This is a genomic window from Sporosarcina luteola, from assembly GCF_023715245.1.
GTDB lineage: Bacteria > Bacillota > Bacilli > Bacillales_A > Planococcaceae > Sporosarcina > Sporosarcina luteola_C.
Map to the genome: position 1 here is coordinate 109,700 of NZ_JAMBNV010000002.1, position 15,139 is coordinate 124,838.

The window sequence follows — 15,139 nt, forward strand, 5'->3', positions numbered from 1 at the left end:
TCGCGACTATTTTTGTTTCTTACGGGGAATATAGGAAGAAGCGGATAGAGAAGGAGGAGTTCAAATGAAAGCTGTAACGTTCCAAGGTGTGAAGGATATTCAGGTGAAAAAGGTTGAGGCACCGAAGATCGAGAAGCCTGATGATATTATTGTCAAGGTGACGTCCACTGCGATTTGCGGGTCCGATCTGCATATCTATTTAGGCGCGTTACCTACACATAAGGGATATGTCATTGGCCATGAACCGATGGGAATTGTTGAAGAAACTGGACCGAATGTAACGAAAGTGAAGAAAGGCGACCGGGTCATCATTCCGTTCAATATTTCATGCGGCAAATGCTTTTATTGCGAGCATCAGATGGAAAGCCAATGCGACAATTCGAATCCGAATCCCCATGTCGATACGGGCGGGTATTTCGGATTCACCGAACGGTATGGGGAATATCCTGGCGGCCAGGCGGAATATTTGCGCGTCCCGTATGGCAATTTCACACCGTTTCTCGTACCGGAGTCTTGCGAACTTCCTGACGAGGCGTTGCTTTTCCTGTCCGATGTGCTGCCAACCGCCTATTGGAGCGTCGAGCATGCCGGCGTGAAGCGTGGGGATACGGTTGCCGTGCTTGGTTGCGGACCTGTCGGATTAATGGCACAAAAATTCGCGTGGATGAAAGGCGCGAAACGCGTCATCGCAGTCGACCATGTCCCGTATCGGCTGAATCACGCTGTGAAGATGAACAAAGTGGAAGCTTTCAATTTCGATGACTATGACAATATGGGCGCGCATATTAAAGAGATCACCCGTGGCGGCGTTGATATTGTCATTGATTGCGTCGGAATGGATGGAAAGAAGAATATTGCGGAGAAGGTCGGTCAAAAGTTGAAGATGCAAGGCGGGACGTTAAGTGCAGTGGAAATCGGTTACCAAGCCGTGCGTAAATTCGGGACGATCCATCTGACAGGCGTCTACGGTTCGCTCTACAACATGTTTCCACTCGGGAATATGTTCGAACGGAATATTACGCTGAAGATGGGGCAAGCCCCCGTCATCCACTACATGCCTACACTTTTTGATAAGATTACGAAAGGCGAATTCGATCCGACGGAAATCATTACGCATGTCGTTCCGATGGAGGAAGCGTCCGCTGCGTATCATCATTTCTACGAGCACGAAGATGATTGCATTAAAGTGATATTGAAGCCATAAATATGAAAAGCAAAGGGCGCCTGCATAGCCCCGACAAAGCAAAGACGTGCTCGTCACGCTGCGCTTTTACTCGCAAAAGCCGTTCTTCGTGACGGCTTTCTCTGGAAGACATACCGGAAAGGCGTTCTTTGCCTTTTTCGAGAGGAAGGCAGTCTAAAACCGTCGCTTCATGCGACAACGACTGCATGACCCGCATCGTGCGGGCCCAAGGGACTCGAGGGGCTGGCGCCCGGAGCTAGACAAAAAACCGGTCCATGCATCCGTCGCATGGACCGTTTTTCTTATTTCTTCCCTGTGATGGCAGCGCAGGCAATGCGTGCACCAGAATCCCCTGCCGGATCCGTCTTGTAGTCATCCGCCTTTTCGTGGATAACGATTGCACTTCCGTCCTTATCGAGGATAGAGTTTTCCTGGCCTTTTTTCAGTGTAATTTCTGAATTCGTCAACCTGAACGACACTTTCCCGTCCTTCGGCACTTCGATATTCGGCAAATCGCCAAGATGGAAGCCTTTTGGATTGTCAAAGCCGTGTTCCTTCCCGGCCGGATTGAAATGCCCTCCCGAAGAAGTGAAATCGGGTGGTGTACACACACCGGTTTCATGGAAATGAATGCCATGCAGTCCAGGCGGCAAGTCCTCCGCCTGCACATTGATCATAACGCCTTCCGTCTCTTGGACCAATGTCACTTCACCGATTACCTTTCCTTTAGTGTTCAATAAAGGAGAGACGATCGCTTCCATTTGTTCCCCGCTGACAGGCACCTTCTTATTCGCTTTCCCGCACCCCGCCACTACGATAATGACGCTGATTAGTAAGACCATTAATAGCTTTCGCTTCATTGTAGTTCCTCCTCCACGTTTATTCCTGCCAAGCATGCCCAACTTAAGAGAATTTAGTAGTGGTAAGTTTTCCCGCCGATTTGTCGAGGATAGTTTAAGCTCGGCAAGCCTGTTTTGGGCGCGAGAAGCCCCGCTTTGGACGCGGGGTGCCTCGCTTTGGACGCGAGAGCACTCACTTTGGACGCGATTGCCAACCCATAAAAAAACCGCCGCACATTCCCCTATATCGGAATGAACAGCGGTCTCCTCTATTTAAGCTAATACCAATTTCTCCAGGTCTAGCGGCGCCACATACACACCATCTTGATACACACGCATATTGCCGCCAGAAATTTCGTCGATCAGCATGATATTCCCTTCCGGATCATGTCCGAATTCGAGCTTAATGTCGTACAACTCAAGCCCCTTCACCGCAAGTTCCTCTTTCACGACAATTGAAATTTCCTTCGTCAATTTTTCTAATACCGCATACTCGTCCTCCGTCAAAATGCCGAGCTGCGCTAATGCATCCTCATTGATCGGCGGGTCATTGCGGTCATCGTCTTTAATTGTCACTTCAACAAACGCATCCAACGGTTGTCCTTCTTCGCAATATGCCCCGTATCGACGCAGGAAGCTTCCGACAGCGCGGAACCGGCAAATGACTTCCAGACCTTTTCCGAATACTGTTGCCGGTTTCACAGTCATTGTCACATTTTCGATATCGGCATTGATATAATGCGTCGGGATTCCTTTATCCGCCAATTTCTCAAAAAAGAATTTCGTCATGCGCAAGCCTGATTGCCCTGCGCCTTCAATCGTCAATCCTACTGTATTTGCTCCTGGGTCGAACACGCCGTCTTCCCCGGTCACGTCATCTTTGAATGCCAATAAAACATTGCCATCTTCCAATTTATAAACATCTTTCGTCTTGCCTTTATATACAAGTTCCATGCCCACGTTTCCTCTCTATTCGAAAATGTAGTGAATCGAACCACGCAGAGTTCGATTTGCCGTATTTCTGCGTTTTTTGCAGAAATTAAGGCAGCCTTGTTCACTTATAGTATAAGGCACTTTTCCTTGATTAAAAAGTGAAATCTTGATGGAGGTCAAGGTTTCATTCCAAAAAACGCCTTATGATGTAGTCAAGAAGAAGAAAACAACTACATGGAGGTAGAGGAAAATGAAGAAAATCTTATTGAACTTGGAGCCGTTGACTTGCCCATCTTGCATCAAGAAAATTGAAGGTGCTTTGAACAAAATGGATGGCGTCATTGAAGCAAAAGTGCTGTTCAACTCAGGAAAAGTCCGTGCACAATTTGACGAAAGCAAAATCGCCGCTGAGCAAATCGCGAAAACAGTTTCCGGACTTGGCTATCCGGTCATCTCACAAAAAGTTTCATGAAAGGAGTGAAGGAGTATGAATGCAAAACGAACTTCCCAAATCACCGCCGTGACTGGACTGCTGCTCGCGGCGGCAATCGGGCTCCATCTCGCAGGATTCCATGAATGGCGGCAAATACTTCTCATTTCGGCAACCGTTCTTGCCGGCATCCCAATTGCTTTCAAAGCATTCAAGGCATTGAAAATGAAAGCATTCAGCATTGAATTATTAGTGACAATCGCTGTCATCGGTGCATTGTTCATCGGTGAATACGTCGAGTCCGCCGCAGTGACATTCCTGTTTTTATTTGGCGCGTATCTCGAAGCACGCACGCTCGAAAAAACACGTTCTTCCCTGAAAGCACTCGTCGATATGGCGCCGCTCGAAGCAACTATCATCCGTGACGGTGAGACGATGACTATTTCGGTCGACGACGTTGAAGAAGGCGACCGGGTCATTATCCGGTCCGGTGAAAAAGTAGCCATCGATGGCCGGATCGTGTCAGGAAATGCAACGTTGAATGAGGCAGCCATCACTGGTGAATCCGTCCCTGCTTCAAAAGTGCTCGATGACCGTGTCTTCAGCGGAACAATTGTCGATAATGGGTTCATCGAAGTGATTGCGGAGCGAGTCGGTGATGATACGACATTTGCACGCATCATCGAACTTGTGGAAGAGGCACAGGAATCACAGTCGAAGACGGAGAAATTCCTAGACCGCTTCGCCAATGTGTACACACCTGCTATCGTCGTCCTTTCTGTCCTTGTTTATGTATTCACACGGAATATCGAAATGACGCTCACCTTCCTCGTCATCGCTTGTCCCGGAGCTCTCGTCATCTCCGCACCTGTCTCAATTGTCGCAGGCATCGGAAACGGCGCTCGCCACGGCGTTCTTATCAAAGGCGGCGACATTATGGAGAAGCTAGCGAAAATCGATACGGTCGTTTTCGATAAAACCGGCACATTGACACGCGGGAAACCTGAAGTGACGGATATTCATGCAATTGGCATCGGCAAAACGGACCTCCTGCAAATCGTCGCAGAAGCCGAAATGATTTCCGAACATCACCTCGGCCAAACAATCGTCAAGGAAGCGAGGAACCAAGGCCTTCAACTGGTGAACGAACCGGAAAACGCCGAAGTGATTAAAGGAAACGGCATCCGGGCGACAATTGAAGGAAAGATGCTCGCAATCGGCAACCGGAAACTGATGGTTGCTGAAGAAATTCAAGTGGATCAGGCGATCGAAGACTATGCAATCGCCCGTGAGAAAGCCGGGAACACTGCAATCTTCGCAAGTATCGACGGCAAAATCTCTGGGGTTCTGTCAATCGCGGACCGGATTCGTCCCGAAGCGATGGATGCGCTCCGCGAACTGCGGGCAAGCGGCGTCAAACAGATGATCATGCTAACTGGCGACAACCGCCATACAGCCGAACTCGTCGGTGAACAATTAGGCTTGGATCAAGTACATGCAGAATTATTGCCGGAAGATAAAGTCGCCATGGTCCAACAACTGATAGACGCCGGTCACCGCGTTGCGATGGCAGGCGATGGAATTAACGACGCACCGGCAATTGCGACTGCAGATATCGGGCTTGCAATGGGCGTAGGTGGAACTGATATCTCGATGGAAACTGCCGATGTCGTCCTTATGGCAGACCGGCTCGACCAATTCTCACATGCCTATTCACTCGCAAAAGCGACTGTCCGCAATATGAAACAGAATACATTCTTTGCAGTTGGCACAGTCGCATTGCTACTCGCAGGTGTACTGCTCGGCAAAGTGTTCCTCGCTTCCGGCATGCTAATTCACGAAGTTAGCGTCCTGCTCGTTATTTTGAACGCCATCCGGTTAATCCGCTATACTAAGAGAAAGCCTGTAAAACGGCAAAACTTGGAACGGGAATTACTACCGGAATGAGGAGTGAACGTTGATGACAGGAAACGGACAGTGCAGGCACGGTGATGGGACGGCGGAGATGCAGAAATTGTGCATCTCCATCGTCCCGATTTTCAACCATCTTGAACCGGCGGAAATGAATGAAATTGTCAAGCATACCCATTCGATCAGCCACCCACGTGGCCATACAATCTACCACGCAGGCGATATTTCGGATGGACTGTATATCGTTCATAAAGGCAGGGTGAAAATCTATCGCCTTTCTGAAAATGGCAAGGAGCAATTAGTGAGGATTCTGGAACCAGGCGATTTTACAGGGGAACTTTCTTTATTCAGTGAAACAGTGCACGACGCGTACGCCGAGGCGATGCAAAAAGTCGAGCTTTGTGTCATGAGCCGGGACGATTTCCAGAAGTTTTTATTGAAATACCCTGCCATTTCGCTCAAAGTGCTTGGTGAATTTTCTACTCGCCTCGCAAAGACAGAGAAACAGGCCGCCCGGATCGCCATGGAAACGACTGACACACGAATCGCTATGTATCTTGCAGATTTAGCGGAAGAATGGAATTCAGATCGGATTGAATTGCCGATGACCCGCAAGGACTTGGCCTCGCATATAGGCACAACACCTGAGACGATTAGCCGAAAGCTCGCGGAATTTGAAGATGCCGGCTGGATCCGCCAACTGAGCCAGCGAGAGATTCAGATTTTGGACGTGGATGCGTTATTGCTTGTTTAAGTTGGGGAACGAGAACTTTTCGGGGATAAACGAGAACTCTTTACGCGGGAATGAGAACTTTATGGAGATAAACGAGAACTCTCTACGCGGGAATGAGAACTTTATGGAGATAAACGAGAACTCTTTACGTAGGAACGAGAACTTTTTTCGCAGAAACGTGAACTTGCCCCATTCCATTTAAAGGATTTTTCGCTTGTCAGCATTCATGCTACGGGTGTATAATTGCTTGATGAAATTAATGCTCAGACTGAAAGCGAGTGAATGAGAATGGGCCGTAAATGGAATAATATTAAAGAGAAAAAAGCTTCGAAGGATGCAAATACGAGTCGTATTTACGCAAAGTTCGGGCGTGAATTATATGTTGCAGCAAAACAGGGTGAGCCGGATCCCGAGTTGAACCAAACGTTGAAAGTGGTAGTGGAGCGTGCGAAAACATACAACGTTCCGAAAGCGATCATTGACCGCGCAATCGAGAAGGCGAAAGGCGGCGCAGAGGAAAACTATGACGAGTTGCGTTACGAAGGCTTCGGCCCGAACGGATCGATGGTTATCGTCGATGCGCTGACGAACAACGTCAACCGCACCGCTTCCGAAGTGCGCGCAGCTTTCGGGAAAAACGGCGGAAACATGGGTGTCAGCGGTTCCGTTGCATACATGTTCGACGCGACTGCCGTTTTTGGTTTGGAAGGCAAAACTGCGGATGAAGTGTTGGAACTTCTAATGGAAGCAGACGTTGAAGTCCGCGATATTTTAGAAGAAGAAGACACGGTCATTGTCTACGCAGAACCGGACCAATTCCATGCTGTGCAGGAAGCTTTGAAGAATGCTGGCATCACAGAATTCTCCGTAGCTGAATTGACGATGCTCGCTCATAATGATGTCACTTTGGATGCTGATGCGCAAGCGCAGTTCGAGAAAATGATTGACGCATTGGATGACCTGGAAGACGTTCAACAAGTTTACCATAATGTTGAATTAGGGGAATAAATCTTGTGAAAACCGCCATGATTGGCGGTTTTTTATTATGGATTGCCTGAAGTCATCGAGCAACCGCCTGATAGGCATGTATGAGCAATGCCAATTCAAACATATAATGAATAACGACTACTTATCCACTTAGGTAAAACGCTTCAATTGCTAATTTTCTGTATTTTCTCCTACCCACTTCAAAAAAGTTGAAGTACAATCAAATACAAAGGATGAAAGGATGTGAGCATGTTAATGAAACAGCAATGTCTTCTCAAAAGGGCTTTCCTGGCAATGGTAATTGCTTTGATCGCCTTATTTCCGGTAACACATGAAGGAACGTATTCATCTGTCGCCGCATCCGGGGAAACGACTCCCGTAGCATCCATTGATTCGACAACTTTAGACCAAAAATTACAGGCAATAGTAAAAGACCCGAAGCTCCAAGGGGGAATTACCGGGGTCAGTGTACGGAAAGCCGATACGGGTGAAACGATTTATTCCCACCTCGGTGATATCCGGCTACGCCCTGCTTCCAATATGAAATTGCTTACGGGCTCGACGGCAATGGACATATTGGGTCCTGACTATCAGTTCTCGACAGAAGTGCTGACGGACGGACAAGTAAAAGGAAAAATGATTCACGGCAATCTTTATCTGAAAGGTAAAGGCGACCCGACGTTGATGAAAAAGGATTTGGATCAATTCGCAAAGGATTTGAAGGCGAAAGGGATCGACAAGATCAACGGAAACCTGATTGCTGACGACAGTTGGTATGACGGCGACCGTTATTCCCAGGATTTGAACTGGTCGGATGAGCATAATTATGTCGGAGCACAGGTTTCTGCACTGACGCTTTCCCCGAACGAAGACTATGACGCGGGAACTGTTATTGTCGAAGTGAATGCTGGCAATAAAGCCGGGGATCTTCCGAAAGTGACACTCACTCCGGAAACGGACTATGTTGAGATTGTCAACCGTGCAACGACTGTGGCGAAAGGCGAAACGAAAAGTATTTCCATAGCGCGTGAGCATGGAACGAACAGAATCATTATTGAAGGCAAAATTCCTGTAGAAGGTACGAGATCCCAGTCATGGTCAGCTGTTTGGGAACCAACAGGATTAACCCTCGATGTCTTTAAGAAGTCACTCGAAGAACAAGGCATCCAAATTGTCGGGAACGGCGGGATGAAGACCGGTGTGACACCTGGGAACGCTACCGTTCTTCTTTCGAAAAAATCGATGCCGCTAAGAGAACTTTTCATTCCATTCATGAAGTTGAGCAACAACGGACACGCCGAAACGTTGGTGAAGGAAATGGGGAAAGTACAACGCGGCGAAGGTAGTTGGAGTGCAGGTCTCGCCGTAATGAAGGATAAGCTGAAGCAATTCGGCGTCAACACGGATACGATCGTCCTTCGCGACGGCTCCGGCATGTCGCATAAAAACCTCGTTTCTGCAGATGAATTCACAAAATTACTGTATAACATTCAAGGCAAAAGCTGGTTCCCTGCGTTCGAGGCTTCCTTGCCGATTGCGGGCGTTCCTGAGCGGTTGATTGGGGGCACGCTCCGCAATCGGATGGGCAGTGGGTTGACGGCCGGAAATGTTACTGCAAAAACCGGATCCATCACAGGCGTCTCCACCCTTTCCGGTTACGTCACCGCGAAAGATGGCTCGGAACTAATTTTCTCAATCTTAATCAACAATTATGTAACCGGACCTGTTACGCCGATTGAAGATGCGATTGCGAAAGTGCTCGCGGAATATGAGTTTTGATTGACTATCAGATAAAGGCATCCATTCAATGGGTGTCTTTATTTTTATTTGGGAAGGATTCACAGACAACAATAGCGAAAGTATCCATATTAATCATTCTTTCGAAAGTGGGGATTTAAATGGAAAAACTAGCGACCGAACAATATCTACAAGCCACGGATTTTCTTAAATCAGAGGCACGACCATTAGAAAAAGCGCTATTCGAATTTGAATTTGAAAATGGCAGCCGGGGGCAAGTGTTAGAGGAGCTTAAGGTTTATCAAAATGAAGACGGCGGTTTCGGAAATGGATTGGAGCCTGATTTCCGATGTGAGGCATCTTCAGCGTTAGCCACGACAATTGGATTACAGCATTTAATTCGCGTCGCGGCGGATCAATCTGAGCCGATGGTGCAGCGAGCAATTCAGTATGCACTTAATACGTTTGATGAGGAAAAGATGGGATGGGAAATCGTCCCGAAGGAAGTGGAGACTGCACCGCGCGCCATCTGGTGGAATTATGGGGGCGATTGGCCATGGGGAAATCCGAGTGCTGAAATGACTGGATTGCTTCATCATTATAAAGGCCTTGTTCCTGCAGATTTTCTGGAAAAGCTGACAGCCCACGCTATTGTGTATGTCAACGTGGAGGCGACGAACGACTTTCATGAATTGCAGTGCTTGGTGAAATTGATGAGAGAATTGCCTGCGGAAGAAGCAGGGAAAATTTCTGCTAGAGTGCGCGAGATTGCCCACCACAGTGTGACGACAGACCAGGAAAAATGGCTTGACTATTGCCTGCTACCCCTTCAAGTCGTATCTTCCCAAACGTCTTTTCTATATGAAGACTTTAAAGACATCATCCCTGCAAACATTCAGCATCTCGCTTCCAGCCAAACAGAAAATGGCAGCTGGGAGCCAACATGGGCATGGGGACGATATGAAGACGTTTGGGAAACCGCTAAGCAGGAATGGAGCGGTGTGCTGACGCTTGATAATTTGAGGGTCCTGAGGGCGTTTGATTGAGGTGGTGAAATGAGTGAGTATGTAAAAAGTGTGTTGCATCAAATCCATATTGTGGTTATGTCGACGATTGACATTATAGATACAGTAGATCAATCCGATTTAGAAGTGCAGCCAACAGAAAACAAGTTTTCTGTCGGGCAGCTGTTGGCTCATATGGCCCTAGTCTGCAAAGCCGATTTACTCATTTCAGAGGAAGCTTCTGAGGGACAGATGAGCAATTTTTATGCGGTCAACACTCTTGTGTCCGTGACTGAAATGAAAGAAGCGTTGCTGTCTAACTTTACACTTTTGGAAAAACGTTATCTTGGTTATACCGAGGAAGAACTGATGCAAAAGACAACTTCGTATTGGGGCGTTTCCTATACGCGGTTTGAGTGGTTGTTAGAGATTTCAGCACACCTCTATCACCACCGCGGGCAGTTGCATGCCATGCTTATCCATTGTGTTAGGAAAGATCTTAACGTTAAGTTATTTGAATAACAGTGAAAAGGTGATTCAATTGTTGTATGAATTGACGATACAAGTTCGGGTAACAGAGTTCGCAAAAGGGCAAGATTGGTATACGACCTTGCTCAAAAGAGAACCTGATTTCATTCCGCATGATGGGTTTGCCGAGTGGGAGCTCCTCCCCGGTTGTTGGTTGCAAGTTGCTAAAGGTATTCCTTCTGTTAATAGTGGCCCTCTTAGGTTGGGAGTACTTGATATCGAAAAGGAACGCAATCGGATTCAGGAAGAATTAGGCGTTAAACGGTTCGAACTTCATTCAAGGGAAGAAGTACCCGTCAAATGGGGAACTTTCACAGACCCTTGGGGGAATCAGCTAGGTTTCTTCGAATATAAAAACGAGGACGAGAAAAAGGCAAAGTTTCGGATTGCGTTAAGGAACTTATAATGAAGACGCCTCCCAGTTTCTATTTTTCCCCGGGAGGTGTCTTTTCATAGCTCTTGAATAGCTGTTTTCACTTCAGCATTCGCTTTCAATACACCTTTTACTTGGACTGAAGCCATCGTCTGTTTAACAAGTTCTGCATCGACGTTATCTGAGATCACGAGTAATCCCGCAACTTTCACATCAATCATTGTCCCAGAGTCACGAAGCTTTTCCAGCTCTTTACGCCCGTAATTCACTACCCCTACGACATATGATTTCCTAATTACGATGTCCTTGACTTCATCAGCATGCGTATCCAATTGACTACGAATCGAAGTCCTTATGAAATCTGTTCTGTTGGAATAAAACCCTTGATCAACAAGCAAATCGACTTTCCCCAAGTCGACAACGTTCATATTGATTGTAATCTTTTCAGATTCAGCCACCCCTACCATCCCCCTTTTGTATGTTAACTATAGTATATGCCATCCGCATGGATGGTGTACAGATGTTTTCGGATTATTGAGAGTTAAAAGAAACAAAAACAGGAATTGAAGAGCTGAGTCGCCCTCATTTCCTGTTTTCTATTACAACTCCACATCATCACTCATCTCAAACACATCAAACACATTTTCCTGAATGATGAGCGACATGATTTTCCCCTTTTTCTCAAAGTAATGAACATGGCCGACACGTTGGTCCTCAAGCTCGTTCCATCCCCATTCCCGGATTTCCTGCAAGTAGTCAGCGGGCGGGGTTCCTTCTTCATCCCCGATGCCCTCCAACTTGTACTTCGCCGATTTCGCAATTTGCGATGTGCAATCTTCAGGCTTCAGTTCATAGGCATTTTTCGGAACCGGAAATCCTTCATTGATGACCGCCATCCGATAGCCATCTTCCTCCGTATACTCATATACACAACCCGTCATCATCACAGCGGCAACTAGCAACATCGGAATCAACATCCACCTCAGCATATTAACCCCCTCCCTCACTGGAACTGTTACTTATAGCGTAAAGGGAAAATCACTGTTTGTCTCCCGACGAATTTGTGACAATACTTGGGTGTAAAAAATACAAAAAACCCCTAGCTTTATGACCAGGGGCTGAGAAATCAACGGTTCAAATCTTGAGTTCCAAGACTATGTTCGTTCGGCATTTCAGGCATCAACGGTACTGGAAACCCTTTAGGAGGGTCAACCACAGCAAACGTTTCGGGATTTCTACTTGGGGTTTGTCCTTGAAGAATTTCGCCTATGCGGGTAGGGTCTAGCCTAAAGTTGAACTGTATATGATGGAAACCCATCTCTACATACTTTCTACATTCAGGATACTTGTTTATATCATAATTAGGAATTGGGAGTATCTTGCCCCAATCAACGCCCAACGTCTCCAAAGCTTTAGCAAAAGCATTTTGATGTGCGTTATCGCGAACGATAAGAAAAGCTAGCGTTTCGCGGAATGTTTTATTTGAACTCATTTCGTAAATACGTGTTTTTTGGAGTACACCTGTTGATTCGAGTACCAAATTGTCGAGTAAATCAGCGATGAGGTTTCCATGAGCATACACCCAAGAACCATTCCAAGGATTGCCTCCAGCGTCGACTGGTAGAGAAGATTGAGCGCCAATAATATAATGATGTGGATTTGCATGTCTAGTGGCATCATTCAATGGGGCTTGATCGACACCGGCGTTTCCTGGCGCTGCAGAATGGCCTGAGTCATTTAATAGCTGATTTATTGTATTTTGAACTAGTTCGACGTGCGCAATCTCTTCCAAGAAAACGCCACGGAGCAAATCTCGATATTGTGTATCTTTCCCCCGAAAATTGGAGCTTTGGAAAAAGTATTGCATCATCGTTCTCATCTCACCGTAATGACCGCCTAATATTTCTTGTAATACTCTTGCTGCTTCCGGGTCTGGTTTATCAGGAGTGATAATATTAATTAGCTCTTCCTTGTAGTAGTACAAACTGATCCAATCCTTTCAACTATTTTCTAAGGATTAGACTGTCCTTCATAATGAAAATTATGCGTTAATAAGGGAATATGCTGTAAGGCAATCACTAAAATCGAACAAATAAAAGTAGCGCCTCCTTTTACGGAGACGCTTTTTCTAGGTTGAAACAAATAGGGCTTTGCAGATGAACGATGTTCATTTAAGCAAACTGCCAACAATTATAATAGAGCCAATTATGACCATCAATAAAGCAGTAAGGAGTAGTGATACTATACTTCTAGATATGGATTTCCATTCTCTCATGTCCTTCAATCCTACAAGTCCGAGGAAAAAGACAACTAATGTTACGCCAAAAACGATATTCAACGGATGGGTGCCTGTCATTTGAAACAGTTTAAAGATAGAAGGAGTAAAAATCGTAAATAAAAATAGTGGAATGCAAAGCAGTGCACCTATAAATGACCATACATTTACATTCATTAAAACGAATACTCCTCCCTTACACCTTAAAACCTCACAAGTTTCAATGATCCTTTCTCCGCAGCAATCTGCACTTCTCCGCCAATCGGAAATGTAAACATTGGCTGCGTATGGCCGAAATCCACGTCATATAGAACTGGAATCGTTTTCAACATGGGATGCTTATCAAGAATGAACAGCAATTGCTCCTCCGTTATCTTTGACGCTCGTTGAAATCTGCCGATGACGAGGGCCTTTATGGATTGCGCATTTTGCAGTAATGACGTCAAATCTCTGGCGAACGTTTCGGGAATTGTCATTTCATCGTCTTCGATAAAAAGAATCGCATTTTCGATAATTGGCATGTACTTTGTTCCTTGCAGCAAATTCAATGTGCATAAATTGCCGCCCCATAGCTCGCCGCTTACTGTCCCCTCGTTATATGTCTTCCAAACCGTGTTCTCAAAGACACGGTTTTCCTGATCCAAATACCATGCATCGTCGCTCCAGTGTTCAGACGGCTTCAACTCGAACGGTTCATTCTGCATGAGACATTGCTTAAAGAAATGTGTTTGGTATTCCTGCGCCTTTCGCATTTGAAAGCTCGAGAAATGTGGCCCTGAATACGTGACCATTCCGGTCTGCGTCGATATTGCTGTCCCGATTGCCGTAATATCGCTGTATCCGCAAAACACTTTCGGGTTCTTTTTAATTAATTCGTAATCAATGTAAGGAAGGAGTTCATTTGAATTAAAACCGCCAATGACCGTCAAAATGCCTTTTACATTTTTATCGGCAAATGCATCATGTAAAGCCTCGACCCTTTGCTGAATGGAAGTGGAGTTTTGAAGGTTTTTGTCGAAAACATGTTTACCGAATGAAATGACAAAGCCTAAGTTCTCTAATCGTTCCTTTGCAGTTTGAACGCCTTCATCGGATAGAATGCTTGCACTTCGACTCGGAGCGATGATCCGAATTTCATCTCCTTTCTTTAATTTGTTTGGTATTATCATCGTAATCCCTTCTTCCCTTTACTGAATCTCTAACCTAAGCCGAATCATATCGATGCATTGAATGCCGTTCTCCATGATGATCTCGTCATAATGCTGTATGAAGAAGTCTTTGATCACATCCGAAATACGAAATCCGCATTTTTGATAGAGCGCAAGCTGACCTATGCTTGAATTTCCCGTTCCGATTTCGATCCATTCATAGCCGCTGCTTTTCGCGACCTTGATTGCTTCTTGTAGTAATTTCTTGCCGATCCCTTGTCCTTGCCTATCTCCACGGACTGCTATGTTTGTAATCTCCACTGTAACTTCGGACAATGGAACTATCACAAAGACTCCAATTATGTCTTCGTTCTCCTTATATACATAACATTCGCCATCTGTTATGTACGCTTCTACGAGTTCATAAGAAGGATCGGCGAGTAGAAGTAAGTCATATGGTGGTATTTCATGACGCTGCAATTTTATTATCTTCATTCAATCGATAACTCCTGTTTTCAATAGATATTCTCTGCTATCCAATAGATATCTCCTTTTATTCAATAGATAACCCCTGGACACTTCTTGCCGCGTTCAAAATTTCATCAAAACCCTTCTGCCATCCCTTATGGTAATGAGCCGCCTCTTCCGGCCGAATCAGCATCCGCTCCGATGATTCGAACGCCGCGTCAAACGGCAGAAGTTCTGTAATATCCATTCGATAAAATACTTGATACCCCACTTTCGGATAGGGGCTGGATGAATTCCATAACGGATTTTCTTCATGGCTCACTTCAATGGCACCTACGTGTGTGCAATCACCCGCCACATATGCCTCCTCCATTACTTCGCGACAGACGCAAGCTTCCGCTGTTTCACCCGCTTCGATATGACCTCCGGGAAAATCCCAACCGCGGTCATTCAAGTTAACCATGAGCAGTTTACCTTCATAAAAACAAATAGCATGGACGCTTGTTATCAGTTCTCGATCCGGCATCAAATCCTGAATCCACGTAAGCCTCAACTGATGTCCACCCCAATTAACATGAGTAACTGTCATA

Annotated in this window: 18 protein-coding genes; 9 read left to right on the forward strand and 9 right to left on the reverse strand. The window is 46.0% G+C overall.

The window, feature by feature from the left end:
• Positions 1-64 precede the first annotated feature (64 nt).
• Positions 65-1,204, forward strand: a complete 1,140-nt coding sequence (locus M3152_RS11930; RefSeq protein WP_251695427.1) for a zinc-dependent alcohol dehydrogenase — start codon at positions 65-67, stop codon at positions 1,202-1,204.
• 281 nt (positions 1,205-1,485) lie between these two features.
• On the opposite strand, the gene M3152_RS11935 is transcribed toward M3152_RS11930, so the two are convergent.
• Together M3152_RS11935 and M3152_RS11940 are read right to left on the reverse strand one after the other, a co-directional pair.
• Complete coding sequence (locus M3152_RS11935; RefSeq protein ID WP_251695428.1) at positions 1,486-2,043, reverse strand: superoxide dismutase family protein; 558 nt, start codon at positions 2,041-2,043, stop codon at positions 1,486-1,488.
• A gap of 252 nt (positions 2,044-2,295) precedes the next feature.
• Entirely contained in the window at positions 2,296-2,976 is a 681-nt protein-coding gene (locus tag M3152_RS11940) for a phosphoribosylaminoimidazolesuccinocarboxamide synthase (protein WP_251695429.1), read from the reverse strand.
• 229 nt (positions 2,977-3,205) lie between these two features.
• Between M3152_RS11940 and M3152_RS11945 the strand changes: the two genes are divergently transcribed.
• From M3152_RS11945 to M3152_RS11980, 8 genes are all read left to right on the forward strand, one after another.
• The gene (locus M3152_RS11945; RefSeq protein ID WP_251695430.1) at positions 3,206-3,427 is read left to right on the forward strand and encodes a heavy-metal-associated domain-containing protein; all 222 of its coding nucleotides are present in this window, start codon (positions 3,206-3,208) and stop codon (positions 3,425-3,427) included.
• A gap of 15 nt (positions 3,428-3,442) precedes the next feature.
• Complete coding sequence (locus M3152_RS11950) at positions 3,443-5,332, forward strand: heavy metal translocating P-type ATPase (protein WP_251695431.1); 1,890 nt, start codon at positions 3,443-3,445, stop codon at positions 5,330-5,332.
• 13 nt (positions 5,333-5,345) lie between these two features.
• Entirely contained in the window at positions 5,346-6,050 is a 705-nt protein-coding gene (locus M3152_RS11955; protein ID WP_251695432.1) for a Crp/Fnr family transcriptional regulator, read from the forward strand.
• 267 nt (positions 6,051-6,317) lie between these two features.
• Complete coding sequence (locus M3152_RS11960) at positions 6,318-7,037, forward strand: YebC/PmpR family DNA-binding transcriptional regulator (RefSeq protein WP_251695433.1); 720 nt, start codon at positions 6,318-6,320, stop codon at positions 7,035-7,037.
• Between the two features lie 228 nt (positions 7,038-7,265).
• Positions 7,266-8,795 (forward strand): D-alanyl-D-alanine carboxypeptidase/D-alanyl-D-alanine endopeptidase, encoded by a 1,530-nt coding sequence (gene dacB, locus M3152_RS11965; RefSeq protein ID WP_251695885.1) that lies wholly within the window; start codon positions 7,266-7,268, stop codon positions 8,793-8,795.
• A gap of 119 nt (positions 8,796-8,914) precedes the next feature.
• On the forward strand, positions 8,915-9,799 hold the full coding sequence (locus M3152_RS11970; RefSeq protein WP_251695434.1) for a hypothetical protein: 885 nt from the start codon (positions 8,915-8,917) through the stop codon (positions 9,797-9,799).
• A gap of 9 nt (positions 9,800-9,808) precedes the next feature.
• Positions 9,809-10,279, forward strand: coding sequence for a DinB family protein (locus tag M3152_RS11975; protein WP_251695435.1), 471 nt, complete (start codon positions 9,809-9,811; stop codon positions 10,277-10,279).
• Between the two features lie 22 nt (positions 10,280-10,301).
• Positions 10,302-10,691, forward strand: coding sequence for a VOC family protein (locus M3152_RS11980; RefSeq protein ID WP_353056618.1), 390 nt, complete (start codon positions 10,302-10,304; stop codon positions 10,689-10,691).
• Between the two features lie 44 nt (positions 10,692-10,735).
• Here M3152_RS11980 and M3152_RS11985 read toward each other — a convergent pair whose 3' ends face one another.
• From M3152_RS11985 to M3152_RS12015, 7 genes are all read right to left on the reverse strand, one after another.
• On the reverse strand, positions 10,736-11,116 hold the full coding sequence (locus M3152_RS11985; RefSeq protein WP_251695436.1) for a CopG family transcriptional regulator: 381 nt from the start codon (positions 11,114-11,116) through the stop codon (positions 10,736-10,738).
• Positions 11,117-11,257: 141 nt separating this feature from the next.
• Positions 11,258-11,647, reverse strand: a complete 390-nt coding sequence (locus M3152_RS11990) for a hypothetical protein (RefSeq protein ID WP_251695437.1) — start codon at positions 11,645-11,647, stop codon at positions 11,258-11,260.
• Between the two features lie 137 nt (positions 11,648-11,784).
• Positions 11,785-12,642, reverse strand: a complete 858-nt coding sequence (locus tag M3152_RS11995; protein ID WP_251695438.1) for a manganese catalase family protein — start codon at positions 12,640-12,642, stop codon at positions 11,785-11,787.
• 183 nt (positions 12,643-12,825) lie between these two features.
• Positions 12,826-13,110, reverse strand: a complete 285-nt coding sequence (locus tag M3152_RS12000; RefSeq protein WP_251695439.1) for a hypothetical protein — start codon at positions 13,108-13,110, stop codon at positions 12,826-12,828.
• Between the two features lie 26 nt (positions 13,111-13,136).
• Complete coding sequence (locus M3152_RS12005) at positions 13,137-14,102, reverse strand: S66 family peptidase (RefSeq protein WP_251695440.1); 966 nt, start codon at positions 14,100-14,102, stop codon at positions 13,137-13,139.
• Between the two features lie 18 nt (positions 14,103-14,120).
• Positions 14,121-14,576 carry a GNAT family N-acetyltransferase gene (locus M3152_RS12010; RefSeq protein WP_251695441.1) on the reverse strand — a complete coding sequence of 152 codons (456 nt, stop codon included), beginning with the start codon at positions 14,574-14,576 and terminating at the stop codon, positions 14,121-14,123.
• Positions 14,577-14,634: 58 nt separating this feature from the next.
• Positions 14,635-15,138, reverse strand: coding sequence for an NUDIX hydrolase (locus M3152_RS12015; protein ID WP_251695442.1), 504 nt, complete (start codon positions 15,136-15,138; stop codon positions 14,635-14,637).
• Between the last annotated feature and the right edge of the window lies 1 nt (position 15,139).